General features: G+C 58.8%; 17 protein-coding genes and 2 pseudogenes. 7 read left to right on the forward strand and 12 right to left on the reverse strand.

What is annotated here, in order from left to right:
• The 5 genes from phnE to ACYZTM_RS26705 all read right to left on the reverse strand — a co-directional run bounded on the left by phnE (nt 1) and on the right by ACYZTM_RS26705 (nt 3886).
• Nucleotides 1-768 carry a phosphonate ABC transporter, permease protein PhnE gene (gene phnE / locus ACYZTM_RS26685; protein WP_461985536.1) on the reverse strand — a complete coding sequence of 256 codons (768 nt, stop codon included), beginning with the start codon at nt 766-768 and terminating at the stop codon, nt 1-3.
• Nucleotides 765-1592: a PhnE/PtxC family ABC transporter permease gene (locus tag ACYZTM_RS26690; protein ID WP_131063059.1), complete on the reverse strand. Its 828-nt coding sequence runs from the start codon at nt 1590-1592 to the stop codon at nt 765-767. Before ACYZTM_RS26690 ends, phnE begins: the two co-directional genes overlap by 4 nt.
• Nucleotides 1586-2383 carry a phosphonate ABC transporter ATP-binding protein gene (locus ACYZTM_RS26695; protein WP_461985539.1) on the reverse strand — a complete coding sequence of 266 codons (798 nt, stop codon included), beginning with the start codon at nt 2381-2383 and terminating at the stop codon, nt 1586-1588. The genes ACYZTM_RS26690 and ACYZTM_RS26695 overlap by 7 nt, the downstream gene beginning before the upstream one ends.
• Nucleotides 2380-3231, reverse strand: coding sequence for a putative selenate ABC transporter substrate-binding protein (locus tag ACYZTM_RS26700; RefSeq protein WP_131063057.1), 852 nt, complete (start codon nt 3229-3231; stop codon nt 2380-2382). Before ACYZTM_RS26700 ends, ACYZTM_RS26695 begins: the two co-directional genes overlap by 4 nt.
• A gap of 172 nt (nt 3232-3403) precedes the next feature.
• Nucleotides 3404-3886, reverse strand: a complete 483-nt coding sequence (locus ACYZTM_RS26705) for an HIT family protein (protein WP_461985541.1) — start codon at nt 3884-3886, stop codon at nt 3404-3406.
• 196 nt (nt 3887-4082) lie between these two features.
• Here ACYZTM_RS26705 and ACYZTM_RS26710 point away from each other — a divergent pair, with 196 nt between their 5' ends.
• On the forward strand, nt 4083-4466 hold the full coding sequence (locus ACYZTM_RS26710; RefSeq protein WP_131063055.1) for a VOC family protein: 384 nt from the start codon (nt 4083-4085) through the stop codon (nt 4464-4466).
• 158 nt (nt 4467-4624) lie between these two features.
• Here the strand turns inward: ACYZTM_RS26710 and ACYZTM_RS26715 are convergent, their stop codons facing one another.
• Together ACYZTM_RS26715 and ACYZTM_RS26720 are read right to left on the reverse strand one after the other, a co-directional pair.
• The gene (locus ACYZTM_RS26715) at nt 4625-4984 is read right to left on the reverse strand and encodes a DUF6124 family protein (RefSeq protein WP_461985544.1); all 360 of its coding nucleotides are present in this window, start codon (nt 4982-4984) and stop codon (nt 4625-4627) included.
• Nucleotides 4985-5437: 453 nt separating this feature from the next.
• Nucleotides 5438-5689, reverse strand: a complete 252-nt coding sequence (locus tag ACYZTM_RS26720) for a hypothetical protein (RefSeq protein ID WP_131063053.1) — start codon at nt 5687-5689, stop codon at nt 5438-5440.
• Nucleotides 5690-5896: 207 nt separating this feature from the next.
• Here ACYZTM_RS26720 and ACYZTM_RS26725 point away from each other — a divergent pair, with 207 nt between their 5' ends.
• On the forward strand, nt 5897-6238 hold the full coding sequence (locus ACYZTM_RS26725; RefSeq protein WP_131063052.1) for a YajG family lipoprotein: 342 nt from the start codon (nt 5897-5899) through the stop codon (nt 6236-6238).
• Nucleotides 6239-6486: 248 nt separating this feature from the next.
• Nucleotides 6487-7485: an acyltransferase family protein gene (locus ACYZTM_RS26730; RefSeq protein WP_131063051.1), complete on the forward strand. Its 999-nt coding sequence runs from the start codon at nt 6487-6489 to the stop codon at nt 7483-7485.
• Between the two features lie 84 nt (nt 7486-7569).
• Here ACYZTM_RS26730 and ACYZTM_RS26735 read toward each other — a convergent pair.
• Nucleotides 7570-8170: pseudogene (locus ACYZTM_RS26735) on the reverse strand (P-loop NTPase family protein).
• Nucleotides 8171-8317: 147 nt separating this feature from the next.
• Here ACYZTM_RS26735 and ACYZTM_RS26740 point away from each other — a divergent pair.
• Together ACYZTM_RS26740 and ACYZTM_RS26745 are read left to right on the forward strand one after the other, a co-directional pair.
• Complete coding sequence (locus ACYZTM_RS26740; RefSeq protein WP_305955878.1) at nt 8318-8617, forward strand: oxidoreductase; 300 nt, start codon at nt 8318-8320, stop codon at nt 8615-8617.
• A gap of 190 nt (nt 8618-8807) precedes the next feature.
• A pseudogene (locus ACYZTM_RS26745) lies at nt 8808-9410 on the forward strand (oxidoreductase).
• A gap of 347 nt (nt 9411-9757) precedes the next feature.
• On the opposite strand, the gene ACYZTM_RS26750 reads toward ACYZTM_RS26745, so the two are convergent.
• The 3 genes from ACYZTM_RS26750 to ACYZTM_RS26760 all read right to left on the reverse strand — a co-directional run bounded on the left by ACYZTM_RS26750 (nt 9758) and on the right by ACYZTM_RS26760 (nt 12431).
• Nucleotides 9758-10363, reverse strand: a complete 606-nt coding sequence (locus ACYZTM_RS26750) for a trimeric intracellular cation channel family protein (protein ID WP_256657008.1) — start codon at nt 10361-10363, stop codon at nt 9758-9760.
• 3 nt (nt 10364-10366) lie between these two features.
• Complete coding sequence (locus ACYZTM_RS26755; RefSeq protein ID WP_461985549.1) at nt 10367-11707, reverse strand: M20 metallopeptidase family protein; 1341 nt, start codon at nt 11705-11707, stop codon at nt 10367-10369.
• 199 nt (nt 11708-11906) lie between these two features.
• Entirely contained in the window at nt 11907-12431 is a 525-nt protein-coding gene (locus ACYZTM_RS26760; RefSeq protein ID WP_461985551.1) for a hypothetical protein, read from the reverse strand.
• A 198-nt stretch (nt 12432-12629) separates the two neighbouring features.
• On the opposite strand from ACYZTM_RS26760, the gene ACYZTM_RS26765 reads away from it, so the two are divergent.
• The gene (locus ACYZTM_RS26765) at nt 12630-13088 is read left to right on the forward strand and encodes a metallophosphoesterase family protein (RefSeq protein WP_131063049.1); all 459 of its coding nucleotides are present in this window, start codon (nt 12630-12632) and stop codon (nt 13086-13088) included.
• 129 nt (nt 13089-13217) lie between these two features.
• On the opposite strand, the gene ACYZTM_RS26770 is transcribed toward ACYZTM_RS26765, so the two are convergent.
• Complete coding sequence (locus tag ACYZTM_RS26770) at nt 13218-14282, reverse strand: alpha/beta fold hydrolase (protein WP_461985554.1); 1065 nt, start codon at nt 14280-14282, stop codon at nt 13218-13220.
• A gap of 291 nt (nt 14283-14573) precedes the next feature.
• On the opposite strand from ACYZTM_RS26770, the gene ACYZTM_RS26775 reads away from it, so the two are divergent.
• Entirely contained in the window at nt 14574-14942 is a 369-nt protein-coding gene (locus tag ACYZTM_RS26775; protein WP_461985556.1) for a hypothetical protein, read from the forward strand.
• Nucleotides 14943-14969: the final 27 nt, after the last annotated feature.

Consider the following 14969-nt stretch of genomic DNA (forward strand, 5'->3'; position numbering starts at 1 on the left):
TCAAGCCTTGACCCAGCGTTGGCGGCTCCAGCTGCTCAATGAATCGACGGCGATGACCAGTAGCAGCATGGCCAGGATCACCGTGCTGGCTTGAGCTTCCTGGAACAGGCTGAGACTGACATAGAGCATTTGCCCCAAGCCACCGGCGCCGACGAAGCCCAGCACACTGGCCATGCGGATGTTGTTTTCCCAACGGTACAGGATGTAGGCCAGTAGCTGCGGCAACAGGTTGGGCAGTGTGCCGTAACAGAACGCCCAAACGGCATTCCCGCCCTGTAGGCGGATGGCTTCGGCCGGTTCTGGCGGGGTGTTTTCCAGTGCTTCGGCAAACAACCGGCCGAGTACGCCAGTGGTGTGCAGGGCCAACGCGAGAGTGCCGGCGTTGGGGCCGAGTCCGGCGGCCAGGACCATCAGCGCGGCCCATACCAATTCCGGAACCGCGCGCAAAGCGTTGAGCACCAGACGCGACGCACTCTGAAAAGGCCAGCCGAAACGCCCGGCTGCGGGCAGTGCCAACAGCAGACCGAACACCGCCGCGAGCAGGGTGCCGAGGGCGGACATGGCAATGGTTTCCAGGGCACCGTGGCCGATGGCTTGCAGATGACCCGCGCTCAGGTCCGGGCTGAGAAAACGTTGCGCATAGGCCCCCATCTGCTTCAGGTTGCCGGCGGCACCGAGCTCGCCAAGGTCGATGTTCAAGTAGCTGAAAGAAGCGACAACCGCGATGCCGATCAAAAGGATCAGGGCCAGGTTGATCAGGCGATTCATGCCAACCTCCAGCGCAGCAGGCGGCTGAGTTGATCGGCGAGCAGCACCAGTAAGAGAAACGTCAGCAACAGACTGGCCACTTCACCACCGGCGAACATGCGCAACGACAGATCCATTTGCTGGCCCAGACCGCCGGCACCGACGAAGCCCATCACCACCGAGGCGCGGATGGCGCACTCCCAGCGGTACACCGTGTACGACATCAGCTCCGCCGCCACATTGGGCAGGATCCCGTAGCAAAACGCCGCGAGCCGACCGCTGCCTGAGCGCAGTAACGCGTGGGCCGGACGCTGGTCCACCGACTCGAAAATTTCCGCGTAGACCTTGCCCAACATGCCGCTGTAAGTAATGGCAATGGCCAGCACCCCGGCCGTCGGGCCGAGGCCGACGGCGCGCACGAACAACAGCGCCCAGACAATTTCCGGGACGCTGCGCAGGAAGATCAGTAAACCGCGAACTGGCCAACGCAGCAGCTGGCCGCCATAACTCGGGCGGCCCGCACGGGAGGCCGCCGACAGCGACAGGGCGCGACTGGCCAGCAGGCTGGCGGGAACGGCCAACAGCAACGCCAGGGCCATGCCGGCCGTGGCGATGGCCAGGGTCTGCAAGGTGGCTTGCAACAGCAGCTCAATGAACTCCTCGCCATGGGCCGGTGGCCAGAAGGCCGAGACAAACCGGACCATCTCGCTCTGACTGCCACTCGCCACTAAAACGCTGAGGTCCAACTCGCTGTAGCGGATGCCCGGCCACAGCAGGGCGATCGCCAGCAGGCTGAGCAGCAGACGGGGCAGGGCGGCGGGATCGCGGGTGGCAGACGTCAGCATCGGGGAATCTGCACACTCAAGGAAACGGGAGGCACCTGCGAGGATTGCAGCTGTTCGTTGGCGTAGAGCGTGTCGAGCAGCTCGCGGTCGACGTCGCTGGGCGCAAGGTCAAACAGGATCTGCCCGTCACGCAAGCCGATGATCCGCGAAAAGTGCGCCAGGGCCAACTCCACCGCATGCAGGCTGGCGACCAGGGTGACGTTGTGCTCCCGGGCATGGCGGCAGAGCACAGACAGCGTGTGCTCGGCCAACACCGGATCCATCGCCGAAACCGGCTCATCGGCCAGCAACACCGCGGGCGCCTGATACAACACACGGGCAATGCCCACGCGTTGTAGCTGTCCGCCCGACAGTTGCTGGCATTGCGCGAACAACTTGTCGCCGAGGTCCAGCTTGGCCAATGCCGCGCGGGCGCCCGGAATGTCCAGCGGATGCAGCAGGTTCAGCAGGCACTTACCCAGGCCCCACTGACCCAGTTTGCCGGCCAGCACCGCGGTGACCACGCGCTGGCGCGGTGGCAGGGGCGGCGATTGATGGATCAGACCGATGTGCGCGCGCAGTCGCTGTCGCTGACGGGCAGACAGCTGCCACGCGCGCTCGCCGAGCACCTGCAACTCGCCGTTATCCGGTCGCAAAGCGGTGGCCAGCAGGTTGAGCAGGCTCGACTTGCCGGCACCGGACGGGCCGATGATTGCAACCTGTTCGCCTGCTCCGATGTGCAGGTCCACGTCACGCAACGCCTGGACGCCGTTGACGTGAGTCAGGCTGGCCTGGGTCAGACGCAATGTCATTTCAGCAGTTCGGCGGCGCGTGCGGCTTCCTCGATGCCTTTGTAATTGTCAGGACTGGTTTCGATGAACCGGCTGGCAGCCTGCAAATCGAGAATTTCCTTGTCCTTCGGGTTCGCCGGGTCGAGTGCGAGGAAGGCTGCCTTGATCTTCGCCGCCAGCGCCGGGTCGAGGGTCCCGCGCACTGTCCAGTTGTAGTCGAAGTAGGCCGGGGTGGTCGCAAACACTTTGACCTTGTTGGTGTCGACCTTGCCGGCAGCGACCAGTTTTTCCCACACGCTGGCGTTCAGGACCCCGGCGTCCACCTTGCCGGCCTGGACCCAGGCAACGGTGGCGTCATGGGCGCCGGAGTAGCCCACGCGGCTGAAGTAAGTTTCCGGCTTGATGCCGTCCTTCAACATGAAATAACGCGGCATGAGACTGCCCGACGTGGAGGACACCGAGCCGAAGGCAAAGGTCTTGCCCTTGAGGTCGGCGAGGGATTTGACGTTCGGGTCGGCGGTGATGAATTTGCTGGTGAACTGGGCGTCCTGTTCGCGCTGTACCAGCGGAATCGCATTGCCGGTTTTCAGCCGCGCTTGAACGAACGTGAAACCGCCCAGCCAAGCCATGTCGATGCGGTCAGTAGCCAGCGCCTCGACCACGGCCGGATAGTCACTCACTGGCACGAACTCAACCTTCATGCCCAGTTTTTGCTCCAGATAAGTGCCAAGCGGTTTGAACTTGCGCAGCAATTCAGTAGGGGCTTCGTCGGGAATCGCGCTGACTTTCAAGGTGTCGGCGGCCTGCGCCAACAGGCTGCCAAAAGACAGGGTAAAGCCGACGGCCAATGCCAGGGTACGCTTGAGCATGAAAGCTCTCCGGTGAATAAACAAAAAGAAATCGATGCGCCGGGCACAAGCTGATTGCTGCTTGGCGCTTTGTGAGGGTAGACGAAGCGCAGCGATATTAACCGCTTTTGACCTAATCAATATGTGTCGCGGAGGGTGGAAATCGACCCCGGAACAGACAAACTCGCTGCCCCTATCTGAATGCTTTGCGTAAATCATCAATGACCTGGTCAATTGATCGCCCTTGGACTGCCGGCGGCTCCGGGCTCTCTCCAAATTCACGCCAGATGAACAGCGTCAGTTCCGCTCCGTCAGTCAATGACTGGGCGTTTTCGAGGCTGGCGAATGTCTGCAAAAGCCTGTACCTGGCATCTTTCCAGAATAGCTCCTCGACCCAGGCGTACACGGGGATGAAGTGAAAGTGGATGGGGTAGCCAGGGTCATGACCGAATCGACTGATGTAGAGCCACTTCGGCTTCAGCTGCAATTCCAGGGTTTTCTGGATGTTGGCCAGCAGCCCACCCAACTCCGCCAGCGCTCGGTCGGGAAGTTCAGCCAGTGAGTTGACGTGAGTTTTCGCCTCCAGCATCAGATAGCCGGGAAGCGCCGATGACAGGTGATGATTGAGAAGCCAGTGGGTGGTTTCAAGAATGATGAATTGGGGTGCTGCTTCCATGTGCTGATGTCCATGATCGTGGGGCACGCAGAGTATCAAGGCATCGGCTGTTGTGAAGGGCGCTTCTGTGTCTATGCACTCCTCGCATCGGATTAATACCGATTCATCACTGTTCTTTCAAATGACCGAGGCACATTCTTTGCCGAACCCCGACGCCGTACTGTGCGTCTTTCTCACCTGACGAAGAGCTATAAAAATGAGCGTATTCACTCACGTTACAGTCGGCACCAATGACTTGAGCAAGGCCCGCGGTTTCTACGACAACGTACTGGGCGAACTCGGCCAGAAACGTATTGCAGACCTTGGCGACAACGGTTCTATCTGGGGCGAGAACGCACCGGCTTTCTTCGTTCTGAAACCGGCGAACGGCGCACCTGCGAGTGTCGGCAATGGCGTGACTGTGAGTTTCGAGGCGCCGACGCGTGCCGCCATCGACGCTTTCCATGCCGCCGCATTGGCCGCTGGCGGTACCTGTGAAGGCCTCCCGGGACCGCGTGGCTGGGCGCCGAACGCCTACGCTGCGTATGCCCGTGATCTGGATGGCAACAAACTGGCTGCTTATTGCTTCAATCCTGTTTAAGCCTTGTATGAGGCTAATGCCGTTCACTTCAGAAAATCTTTAGTCGAGCAAAAAACTGTGGCGAGGGGATTTATCCCCGTTGGGTCGCGCAGCGGCCCCAAAAAAGGGACCGCTGCACAGCCCAACATCAATTACCCGCTCAACACAGCAGACCGCACCTACTTGGGCAGATCAATTCTATCCAACACCCGGTTCGCTGTAATCTCCGCCACCATGATGCTGTTGGAAATACCCAGCAGGGCATAACGCGACTCACCCTCTAGATGGTCCACCAACTGATGGACCATCACATCGACCGAGGCCAGGATCTCGACCAAATAAACCGCCAGGGTTTCGGCCGTGGCTTCCGGGTCCACGGAAAACAGACTGCTGCGTGTTCGTGGGGCGGCTTTGATGTCGGCATTCGACGGAAAGTGGAAGTCGAGCGCCCGCTCGGCGGCCTCGTTGAGCTTCTTTGAATCGGGTTCGTACGGGGAGGCCGGATCGGTGTCTGGTGGGTTTGGCGTAACTTTGAACATGGCAAAACTCCTAGAGAAATGGAGCTACCACCATTCGCTGCGAAACGAAAATAGGTGGCAACTGTACGCGGGTTCGCAGACCAGGACTCTAGGAACCCGGCAGACCCTAAGGTCTCCCACGCACAGCCGCCATGACATGAATGACAGACCTGATGAAGCGTCTGCTCATTAGACGTAGACGTAGACGTTGTGCGTCTAGAGATTACCCGGGCTGCGAAACCCGATCACTGATGGGCAGTGACACGAGTCAAGTTACCGATGGGCTCCAAGGCGCACAAGCCGGCGGATTCTGGCGCAGCCGTAGGCAACGGCGCAAGGTTATGTAGCTTTCAGGACGTAAACTTGATGGCGTTTAAACAAGCAATCTCCAGCCTGTTTAATAAGCGAGTGCGTACGCCTCGAGGCGAGCGAATCGAGGATCAGTTCCGGCCAACGACCAACTCGCCGAACCTGTCATGGGTCAGGCGCTAAAAGCCACGTATCCACCACCCGCCGATCCAGCTCCTCCCAATCCGCCATGCCCAACACCCGCGTGGTGTTCAACCCGCGTAAATAACCGCGCAGCTGATTGGCGGTGGCTCGCGCAACCTCCGGGGTGGGTGCGATTTCGCTTACCAGCACGGTTTCGTACTCGACCAAATACTCGGCCACCCGATCACGGAAATCGGGCAGGACAGCGTCGCGGATCAGGTCAAACGTTCTCAAGGAAAGGCCTCATCAATATTTTTCGGTTGTTATTGAGTGTGTACCAGTCTGCGGGGCACGCAACTATTGCTGGAAGTAATAGTGACAATCAAGAAACACAAGTTCTGCTTTGTCAGCAATGACCGGAAAATCGCCCCCATCGAACACCGCCCGTGACGCTGTCCCGTCGCGAGATGAGCGGACTTTATATTTTTCAGGATGACCTCCATGCGCCCTTTGTTTGTGCCTGTCATGGCGTTTGCCTCTTTGTTGCTGGCCGGTTGCGCCTCCGCGCCGAACGACCCGACCCTGACCTTGCAGACCCACAAGACACCAGCCCAGTACGCTGACTGCGTCGTACCGAAATTGCAGGGCAGTGCGCTAAACCCGACCGTCTCGCAGACCCAGCGCAGCTACCGGATCGTGGTGCCGAGCAAAGTCTCCGCGGACAACGTGCTGGAAGCCTACAAGGCCGGCAGTGGCGGCAAGGTGTTCATCTACGAGCGGCACTTGCTGGCCTCGAACTTTCTGCCTTCGAGTTTTGGACGCGCCGCACAGGATTGCATCTGACCCGGCCCGTAAACGTTTTTCAAGCGCTCCTTTGGTTGGCCGCAACCAACCCATTTTTTGCCCCGCACCGCGTTTCGGTTGCGGGGCTTTTTTTTGCGTCGGCCCATTTGAATCGCCCCACACGACAGGGATCGCCTTATCCATATCGCACCGATGAAGGAAGGGTCCTGCGCCACAAAAAACCTGTTCTCAGGATGAAAATCAACGTAGTTTACGCGCCATAAATATAAGGACGTCTGGAGGGGTGGGTGGGAGCTTTTCGTCTGTTGTTGGCCGTTCTGGTGGCCGTTTCGCATATGGGCAAGACGGTCGCGGGGCTTAACCCAGGCGTGGTTGCCGTGATTTCCTTTCTGATTATCAGTGGTTTTGTAATGACCTCGCTCATCGAGCGCAACTACAAGGCGCCGGAGAAAATCGGCCTGTTCTACATGGACAGGGCCTTGCGGCTTTACCCTCAGTTCCTGTTCTACTTCCTCGCATCCTGCGCCGTGATTTATTACTTGCTGCCCGGCACGCCTCAAGCCGCCGAGCTGACGCTCAGGAATATCGCGCAGAGCCTGCCCATGGTGCCCCTCGGTTTCTACATGTTCGGGGTCGCGGGGTCGCTTGTTTTGCCACCGGCCTGGTCACTGGGGCTTGAGATGTGTTTCTACCTGGCGATCCCTTTCCTGATTATTTACAAGGCGAGGGGCGTTGCGTTTGCCTTGTCTGTCGCCGTGTTCATGACCGCCTGTTTTGGTTTCATCAACACCGATGTGTACGGCTACCGCTTGTTGCCGGGCGTCTTGTTCATGTTCCTGTGCGGCAGCTACCTGTACAAACCACAGGCGAAGGGCTTGGCAATCGCCGCCGGCACCGCCGTGGTGGCTGCCTTGATATTTGCGGCAATCGAAGCGGGACTGATTGAGCGCCGGCCGTTCAATGCGGAGGTGACTGCGGGCATAGCGTTAGGCATCCCGGCCGTGTACGTGCTGACGAAAATCAGGTTTCATCGGATTGACGAGTTCCTCGGCGACATCAGCTACGGCGTGTTTTTGAACCACTTTGTGGTGATGTACTTCCTGCGCGCTTTCTGGCCCGTTGCCTACGACGCGCACATCGTTGCCGCCGTTCTGATCCTGTCGTTCGGATTGAGCTGCGTTTCGTACTACTACATCGAACGGCCGGCCCTGAAACTCCGTCATGCGCTTCGGGGTGGCGCGAGGTATGGCGTGGGTAAACCGCAAGGCGGTGAAACAGCGGCTTAGTGCGTGTGGTGGTTGGCGTTCGTAGAGCGCAGGCCGAGTGGCAATCAACGGTGGTGCCTTGCGCTGAATTGCGGCCTTCTGGGACTACTGACCGCTTGTTGCGTCCGGACCTCCGTCCAGTCCAAGGCAGCCCGTTCCCGCTGGGTGTGGAGGCCGGGCGGAGGTTCCAGGCGTTGCGGGCAAGCTATCGAGAAATGCCGCAATCTGCCGAGTGCCGCGCAAGTGCAGCGTAGGAATGTGCGGACCCACGGCCAGGCGCACCGCCTCGATACCTGGGCGGTAGCCGCGATCGAAATTCCATACGAAGTTCAGAAAGGTCAAGAACTCCCGGTCTAGCTTCTCTGTACAGCCCGCTGCAAGGTCTGGGCGAGGGCGGTTCATTACGCTGCGCATGATCACCCGGGTGAAACAGGTGAGCCGCGGTGTATCGAGCCAGATGATCAGGTCGGCACGGGGCAGGCGAAGGTCGAAGGTTCTCCGCGCATAGTTACCTTCACATCCAGGCATCCGCTGCGATCGCTTCGCGGACCCGCACGCGGAATTGCTCAGCGTCCGGCTCGACCCAACCGGGCTCCCAGAACAACGTGTCCAGGTGCACCACGGGCAGGCTCAAGCGCTTGCCGAGGGCGCGGGCGAGGGTGGATTTGCCGCTGCCGGCATTACCCAGAATTACAATCCGTTGCATGGGGACATCCTGTCGCGAAAAAAGCCGGCGATTGTGCAGGTTTTGGATGGCTAGTTAAAGGCAGAAGTGGCACGGGACTGCATCAGGCTAAATACGAGTTCAGTTAACGCGATCTGCGGCACCGTTGTGCTGAAGAACCGCATGGTCATGGCACCCATGACTCGCACGCGGACGTCCGAGGGTGACGTCCCGAATGAATTGATGGCCGCCTACTACGGGCAGCGAGCCAGTGCCGGCCTGATCATCACCGAGGCAACGGACATTGCGCCGTCCAGCAATGGCTACGCCATGACCCCCGGCATCTATACATCAGCCCAGCGGCAGGGCTGGCGTCTGGTGACGGATGAGGTTCACCGCAATGGCGGCACGATATTTGTGCAACTGTGGCATGTCGGCAGGATGGCCCATCCCTCGCTCATGCCGAATGGCGAGGCGCCTTGGGGGTGACCGAGGAAAGGGCTGAGTCGTAGGTGTTCGCTCACGACCCGGATGGCAAGTTGGCCCATATCCCTGCGGGCAAGCCCCGGCGCCTGAGGCCGGAGGAAGTGATGGCTTTGGTTGGCACCGTTATGTATGCCTGCATCCATGCACAGAGGCTGTATTTGACGGGGTCGAAATCCACGGCGCCAACGTTTATCTGTTCGAGCAGTTCATGAACTCGGTGCTCAACACGCGCACCGATTTGTAGGGAGGAGCTAGCGTAGAAAACCGCACACGGTTCCTGCTGGAAGTCGTTGAGGCGGCGGTGCGTGAATTGGGTCCAGGGTGCGTAGGTGTCCGCCTGTCGCCGTTCGGCAAGTTCAACGGCATTCCGGCGGACCCTCGCACCGAGGAAACCTTGCTGTACGTTGCCGAGCGTTTAGGTCGTCTTGGCGTTGCCTATCTGCATCTGGTCTACGAGCTGATACCTGAGGCGAACATGGAAGTTGCCGAGTTCAAATCGCACCACCTCGACCACGCGCTGCTGGCCAAGGTTCGGGCAGCGTTTCCTGGCGCAATCATCTGGTGCGGCGGATTCACTGATCGAAAAAGCGCTCGGGATGCGCTTGATACCGGGTTGGTGGATTTGATCGCCTTCGGCAGCCCCTATATCGCAAACCCGGATCTGGTTGAGCGTCTCAAACACGGCTGGCCGTTGGATGAAGCGGACCGGTCAACTTATTACACCCGATGCGGGGAGGTGGGTTATACGGACTTTCCTGCATATTCCCTAGGTCGTGCTTCACGCCGGGTAGGCTGATAGCGGCGGTGGGGCGAGCAGGCGTTTGGTACTGGGTGGCTCTGCGAACGCCTGCTGGTCGCCGCCGTTGTCGGTGGGTCAGGCACCGCAATGTGTGTTGACGAACCTGCGTATCAGCGAGCTAACCAAAGCGGTGACCATGAGTGCGCGGCGCCGTCCCGAACATTTGTTCGAGAGACTATGTGACGTCGGCTGGGTTTGTTGGGCATGCCCGAGTCGGCGTGATCATAGGCGGCGTGTTCATAGTCAGCTTTTGGCCGATTGTTACTTTCGCGACGGGTTGCAAACGACCCATTGCAGTCAGTCGGATAGGGAGTAATCAGACGGTAATGCTCCCGACTTTTAAGTTATTTAGTAGAGAAAATGCCTGGCATTTGCAGGTGCTTGTAAATCGCAAGGAACCTCACGCTACAGATGAAGACTAGGGTTACCCAACCGCTGACCCAGATTGAGGGAATGGAGTCGCGCACCAGTACATAGAGAATGCAGCCGAGCAAGATTGGCGTGGCGTAGATCTCCCGTGACATCAGCAGCGAGACCCTGCCGGCCAGGGCGTCACGAACGATGCCACCCCCAATGCTGGTAAGGACACCCATCGTCACCGCCACAGGTTCGGTGTAATGCAAGCCCAGCACCTTCTCGGTGGCGACGATGGCGAACAACGCTCCGGCCAAGCCATCGAGATACAACAGCAAGCCTGACTGTTTTTGCATCCGTGAGGCGAGGAAAAATGTCACCAGTGCAGCCGCAAGGGCGACCCAAACGTAGTTGAAATCGTCGATCCAGAAAATCGGCACATCAAGCAGTAGATCGCGAACGGTTCCTCCGCCGATGGCCGTGATTACACCCAGTACAACGGCACCGAAAATATCGACATCGACCTTTCTGACTGCCAGCACACCGGTGATGGCGAAGACCGCCGTGCCGACCATCTCCTGAAGATAAAGCAGCATCGATCACTCCGTTCTCAGGTTGCCCATCAGGTGGTCGATTGCGATGTGTGCATGCAGCCTGACGCCTGTCTGCAAGGCGTCGTCATTGGCATAGAAATGTGGGTTGTGGTTGTAGCTGATGCCGCGCCCGCCCGGTATTGGCACAATGGCACCGTCTTTGAATTCGGCGTCCTGCACCCCGAGCAAGACATATAACCCGCCATACCGGTTAACGAACACTGAAACGTCGTCGTAGCCCAAGGTAGGCGCTGTCTGCACCAAGTTCTGCGGGCCTACGACCGACTCTAAGGTAGGAATCGCAGCATGCACCCACTTCGCTTCGTTATGAACGGCCGGCACGTGCTGGAGAAATTCGGTCTCGGCCACGCATCCCTGGGCTTGAGCCAAGTGCGAGGCCAGTTGTTGCAAGCGCTGGCAAATATCACCCATGTCTGACTCCACGGAGCAACGCACCGTGCCCAGCAGAGTGACCGTCTCGCCAATTATGTTGAATCGGCCCTGATCTTCGATGTGCCCAAAACTGATGGTCACCGGGTTGTAGGCGGGCACTTGCCGGTAGATTTGCGCGGAGGCGCTGATGATCTCGGCAGCCACCGGCAAGGGGTCTTTGCCCATCCACGGGGTTGAGCCATGAACCTGTTGCCCGGTGATGACGATGCGTACGATCACCGACGCCGCATACTGATTGCCGATCCGATAGGCAACCACGCCATTCGGCAGCGGCCCAACGTGCATGCCAAACACCATCGTCGGCATCGGGTTCGCCAATGCCTGGGCATCATCCATCGCTGCCGCGCCACCGGTTTCACCCAGCGGCGGGCCTTCTTCAGCGGGCTGAAACACGAACAAGATCGTGCCGGCCAAATGCTCCCTCACACTGACCAATGCGTCGGCAGCCCCCATCAGCATTGCGGTATGGCAATCATGGCCACAGGCATGTGCAACCGGAAATGGCCCACCCGGATAGTCGTCGTCCACGACGGTAGAGGCGAAATCGATATCAACCAATTCTTTGATCGGTAGCGCATCAATATCGGCGCGCAATGCGATCACCTGATCACCGGGCTTGCCCCCGTGCAACACCCCGACGATGCCATGCCCTGCAATGCTGGTCCTTACTTCATCCAGCCCGAGTGAGTGCAAGTGCTCTGCAATAAAGCGCGCGGTGTTCACTTCGCGATTGGAAAGCTCGGGGTGAGCATGCAAATGATGTCGCCATTCGATCACTTGATCCGCCAATTCTTCAATGCGCTGGTCGATGAGCTGGTGAAGGTCTGTTGCAGGACGGGTTTCGCTACTGACGATGTGCCCGCAGACACTCTCAACATGACCTACACAAGACATACTTATTGCTCCCTGGTTCTTTGTCACATGCGCCTGCATGGCGCGGATCGTCGTAAAGATAGCCGACTATTTACGAGACATGTTTTTCGAAGGGCATTTGTCTGGGTAATCGGGAGGCTAACGGGGTTCGAGGGTAAGGGAATGTCTGCTCTTGGCCCGATTGCTGTCCGTCACGAAGGCCGCAATCGACCCGAAGCTCTCATCCCAGCGAAGTCACCAAGCTGGTTTCGATACCCGCCATACTCTCCGGCGGTTCGTTGATCAGCACGACTGCATCGTCACCCTGGTTCAGATAGATCAGGTAGTCGCCGGTCTCGAAGGTGATTTTGAAGGCTACAAGGCGAGTCTCCTGGTCCCATCCTTTGTCGACAACTCCTTCAACCTCAATGATGATCTTTCCTTCAAGAGAGCGGGCGGATAAGCCGCAAAGCAGATTTTCTCTACGCCACGAACAGGTGCTAGCGGCTTCAAGCTCGAAGGGCGCGGGGGGGGGCAGGTCTGATTGGTCAGCTCCAACACTTTCCCCATCAGCTAGCAAGTACATCGATACGGTCTGATGTTCGCCAAACCGCCATACTAACGATCCTATGTCTTCCGGACATTTCTCATCGTTGAAGTAGTACGGGTCATGCAATAACACGGAAAGTCGCTGACCCAGCAGCAAACGGGCATTTCCTAAGTCCTGGGTCATCCTCTCGCGGGAGGCTACATAGCGTTTAAACACTGAGCAGTGCCTCTTTAGCTAGTGAGAAGAAGTCGCAGATTCTAGCCGGGCAAATCGTTGAACGTCTCCTTATGGCTGCGGATTCAACCGGTCGATCCAGCCCAACCTGAAACAGCAGGCACAAAAACCACGTCAAGGCTGCCCGCACTCGCCGGGTTACACTCTGTCCCGATTCCTGATCCTGCTGCGGAGACGTGCATGAAAGTTGGTGTGATTTCCGATACCCATGGCCTGCTCCGCGCTGAAGCAATTGCTGCCCTGGCGGGTTGTGAACGGATCATTCACGCGGGCGACATCGGCAACGCCGACATTCTTGAACAACTAAAGGCTATCGCCCCTTTGTACGTCGTCCGCGGAAACAATGACCTGGACGCCCCGTGGGCAGAAAATCTCCCCGATCTTCTTCGTTTCGATCTCAACGGATGGGAGACGCTGTTGGTGCATGACATCGCCGATGTCCCAACCGAGCTCGAGTCGAGTACAAAACTGGTGATCACCGGCCATTCGCACAAGCCACGCATCGATTGGCGCGGCGATCAGCTCTATCTCAATCCGGGCAGCGCGGGACGGCGGCGTTTCAAGCTGCCGGTGACTCTGGCGCTGCTGGAGGTGCTCGACACCTCCATTGAGCCGCGCCTGGTCTCGCTGCTGGAGTGATTCTCGCGAACCGCGCTGAAGCAATAATGGGACTGGGTCTGCTCACGAAAGAAAAACGGCTCGTTCAAGAAAACGAGCCGTCGTTGTGCAGTTGCTTATCGGGGAAACTGCCCGGACATCAGAGCAACCTCACAGGTGATCCGCATCAATCACAGCCTTGGCAAACGCCTGCGGATCTTCCTGCGGCAGGTTGTGGCCGATGCCGCCGCTGATCAATCGGAACTCGTATTTGCCGGTGAAGCGCTTGGCGTAATCCTCCGGAGCAGGGTGCGGTGCGCCGTTGGCATCGCCTTCAAGGGTGATGGTCGGCACGCTGATCGACGGCGCGGTGGCCAGCTTCTGCTCAAGCGCCTCGTATTGAGGCTCGCCCTGGACCATGCCCAGACGCCAGCGATAGTTGAAGACGGTGATCTCGACATGATCGGGGTTGTCCAACGCCTTGGCGCTGCGGTCAAACGTGGCGTCGTCGAACGCCCATTTCGGTGAAGCCAGTTGCCAGATCAACTTGGCGAAGTCGTGGGTGTTTTTCTCGTACCCGGCGCGACCGCGGTCGGTGGCGAAGTAAAACTGATACCACCACTGCAACTCAGCCTTGGGTGGCAGCGGGTTCTTGCCGGCCGCCTGATTGCCGATCAGATAGCCGCTGACCGAGACCAGCGCCTTGACCCTTTCTGGCCACAGCGCCGAGACGATGCCAGCGGAACGCGCGCCCCAGTCGTAGCCACCGAGTACGGCTTGTTTGATCTTCAGCGCATCCATGAAGTCGATGACGTCACTGGCCAGCGCGGCCGGTTGGCCATTGCGAAGGGTTTTATCAGACAGGAAATGCGTATCGCCGTAACCACGCGCATACGGCATCAATACGCGATAACCCTTCGCCGCAAGCAGCGGCGCGACTTCGTCATAGCTGTGAATGTCGTACGGCCAGCCGTGCAGGAGAATCACCACCGGCCCATCGGTCGGGCCAGTTTCGGCATAAGCCACGTTCAGCAGTCCTGCCTTGATGTGCTTCAGCGGGCCGAACGGAGAGGGTGTTGAATAAGTGGCGTCGGCCTTGATCGCCGTCGGCTGTGCGGCGGCGGGCGTTTGTGCGTGGGCCGCGCCGAGCGCGCCGAACAGGGCAAACGCCAGCATCGACGAATTGACCAAGCGGCGGCGGGTGTTGCCGATGTTGTTTTGCATTGCCATCTTCATGCTGATGTCTCCGTTGCAAGCCGTTGGCCAGGGGATCTGGCTGAGCCCCTTGAAACCTTGAGTGCATTTGAACGCGGTGACGTATCTGGCCTGTGTCGAATCCCGGGACCGGTGAAAACTGATGTATCAAGAGGATAGCCAGACACACTGTGATGCACAGTGGCGCATTGAAAATTCGCGATATTGGCGCTGTGTTGCGACCCGACCGACGCGTACTCTTTTCCAGATCAACGGGCCGATCTGTGACAGCTTCGCTTTGAAGTGGACAGTGCTAATGCCGCGCGAGATTTCTTGCGAGGCCTTCACATCGCCGAAGGGGACATCGAGAAAGTCTGGAACGCCGTGCCGCTCCATACGACACCGGGCATTCCAGAGCACATGCATTCAGAGATCGCCCTGGTGCAGGCCGGCGCGGGGATGGACATGGAGGGGCGTGGGTTTGAGCTGTTCACAGACGAACAACGCGAAGCGGTGATCGCCGCCTGGCCCCGCGACACCGACTTTGCCCATCAGATGATCGACGCGTTTTATCACGGGCTGCGGCATCGGGCCCAGAGTACATTCGGGACCTTCAACGACGATTTCCTTGCCTACAAGGATCCAGGTTTCGAGCGGGTGAATCTTTGCAGCGTCATCTTGGGCTCAAGTTGGGAGCGGTGAGTTTTCCACTCAGCGCACCAGGCTTTT

Source organism: Pseudomonas sp. MDT2-39-1, assembly GCF_054898085.1.

Excerpts from the sequence above, each read along its gene's own strand:
- ACYZTM_RS26725 (WP_131063052.1), top strand. The coding sequence starts at position 5,897 with ATGCGCCCTTTGTTTGTGCCTGTCATGGCGTTTGCCTCTTTGTTGCTG.
- ACYZTM_RS26770 (WP_461985554.1), bottom strand. The coding sequence starts at position 14,282 with ATGAAGATGGCAATGCAAAACAACATCGGCAACACCCGCCGCCGCTTG.
- ACYZTM_RS26715 (WP_461985544.1), bottom strand. The coding sequence starts at position 4,984 with ATGTTCAAAGTTACGCCAAACCCACCAGACACCGATCCGGCCTCCCCG.
- ACYZTM_RS26740 (WP_305955878.1), top strand. The coding sequence starts at position 8,318 with ATGGCACCCATGACTCGCACGCGGACGTCCGAGGGTGACGTCCCGAAT.
- ACYZTM_RS26695 (WP_461985539.1), bottom strand. The coding sequence starts at position 2,383 with ATGACATTGCGTCTGACCCAGGCCAGCCTGACTCACGTCAACGGCGTC.
- ACYZTM_RS26700 (WP_131063057.1), bottom strand. The coding sequence starts at position 3,231 with ATGCTCAAGCGTACCCTGGCATTGGCCGTCGGCTTTACCCTGTCTTTT.
- phnE (WP_461985536.1), bottom strand. The coding sequence starts at position 768 with ATGAATCGCCTGATCAACCTGGCCCTGATCCTTTTGATCGGCATCGCG.
- ACYZTM_RS26710 (WP_131063055.1), top strand. The coding sequence starts at position 4,083 with ATGAGCGTATTCACTCACGTTACAGTCGGCACCAATGACTTGAGCAAG.
- ACYZTM_RS26690 (WP_131063059.1), bottom strand. The coding sequence starts at position 1,592 with ATGCTGACGTCTGCCACCCGCGATCCCGCCGCCCTGCCCCGTCTGCTG.
- ACYZTM_RS26750 (WP_256657008.1), bottom strand. The coding sequence starts at position 10,363 with ATGCTGCTTTATCTTCAGGAGATGGTCGGCACGGCGGTCTTCGCCATC.
- ACYZTM_RS26755 (WP_461985549.1), bottom strand. The coding sequence starts at position 11,707 with ATGTCTTGTGTAGGTCATGTTGAGAGTGTCTGCGGGCACATCGTCAGT.
- ACYZTM_RS26765 (WP_131063049.1), top strand. The coding sequence starts at position 12,630 with ATGAAAGTTGGTGTGATTTCCGATACCCATGGCCTGCTCCGCGCTGAA.
- ACYZTM_RS26705 (WP_461985541.1), bottom strand. The coding sequence starts at position 3,886 with ATGGAAGCAGCACCCCAATTCATCATTCTTGAAACCACCCACTGGCTT.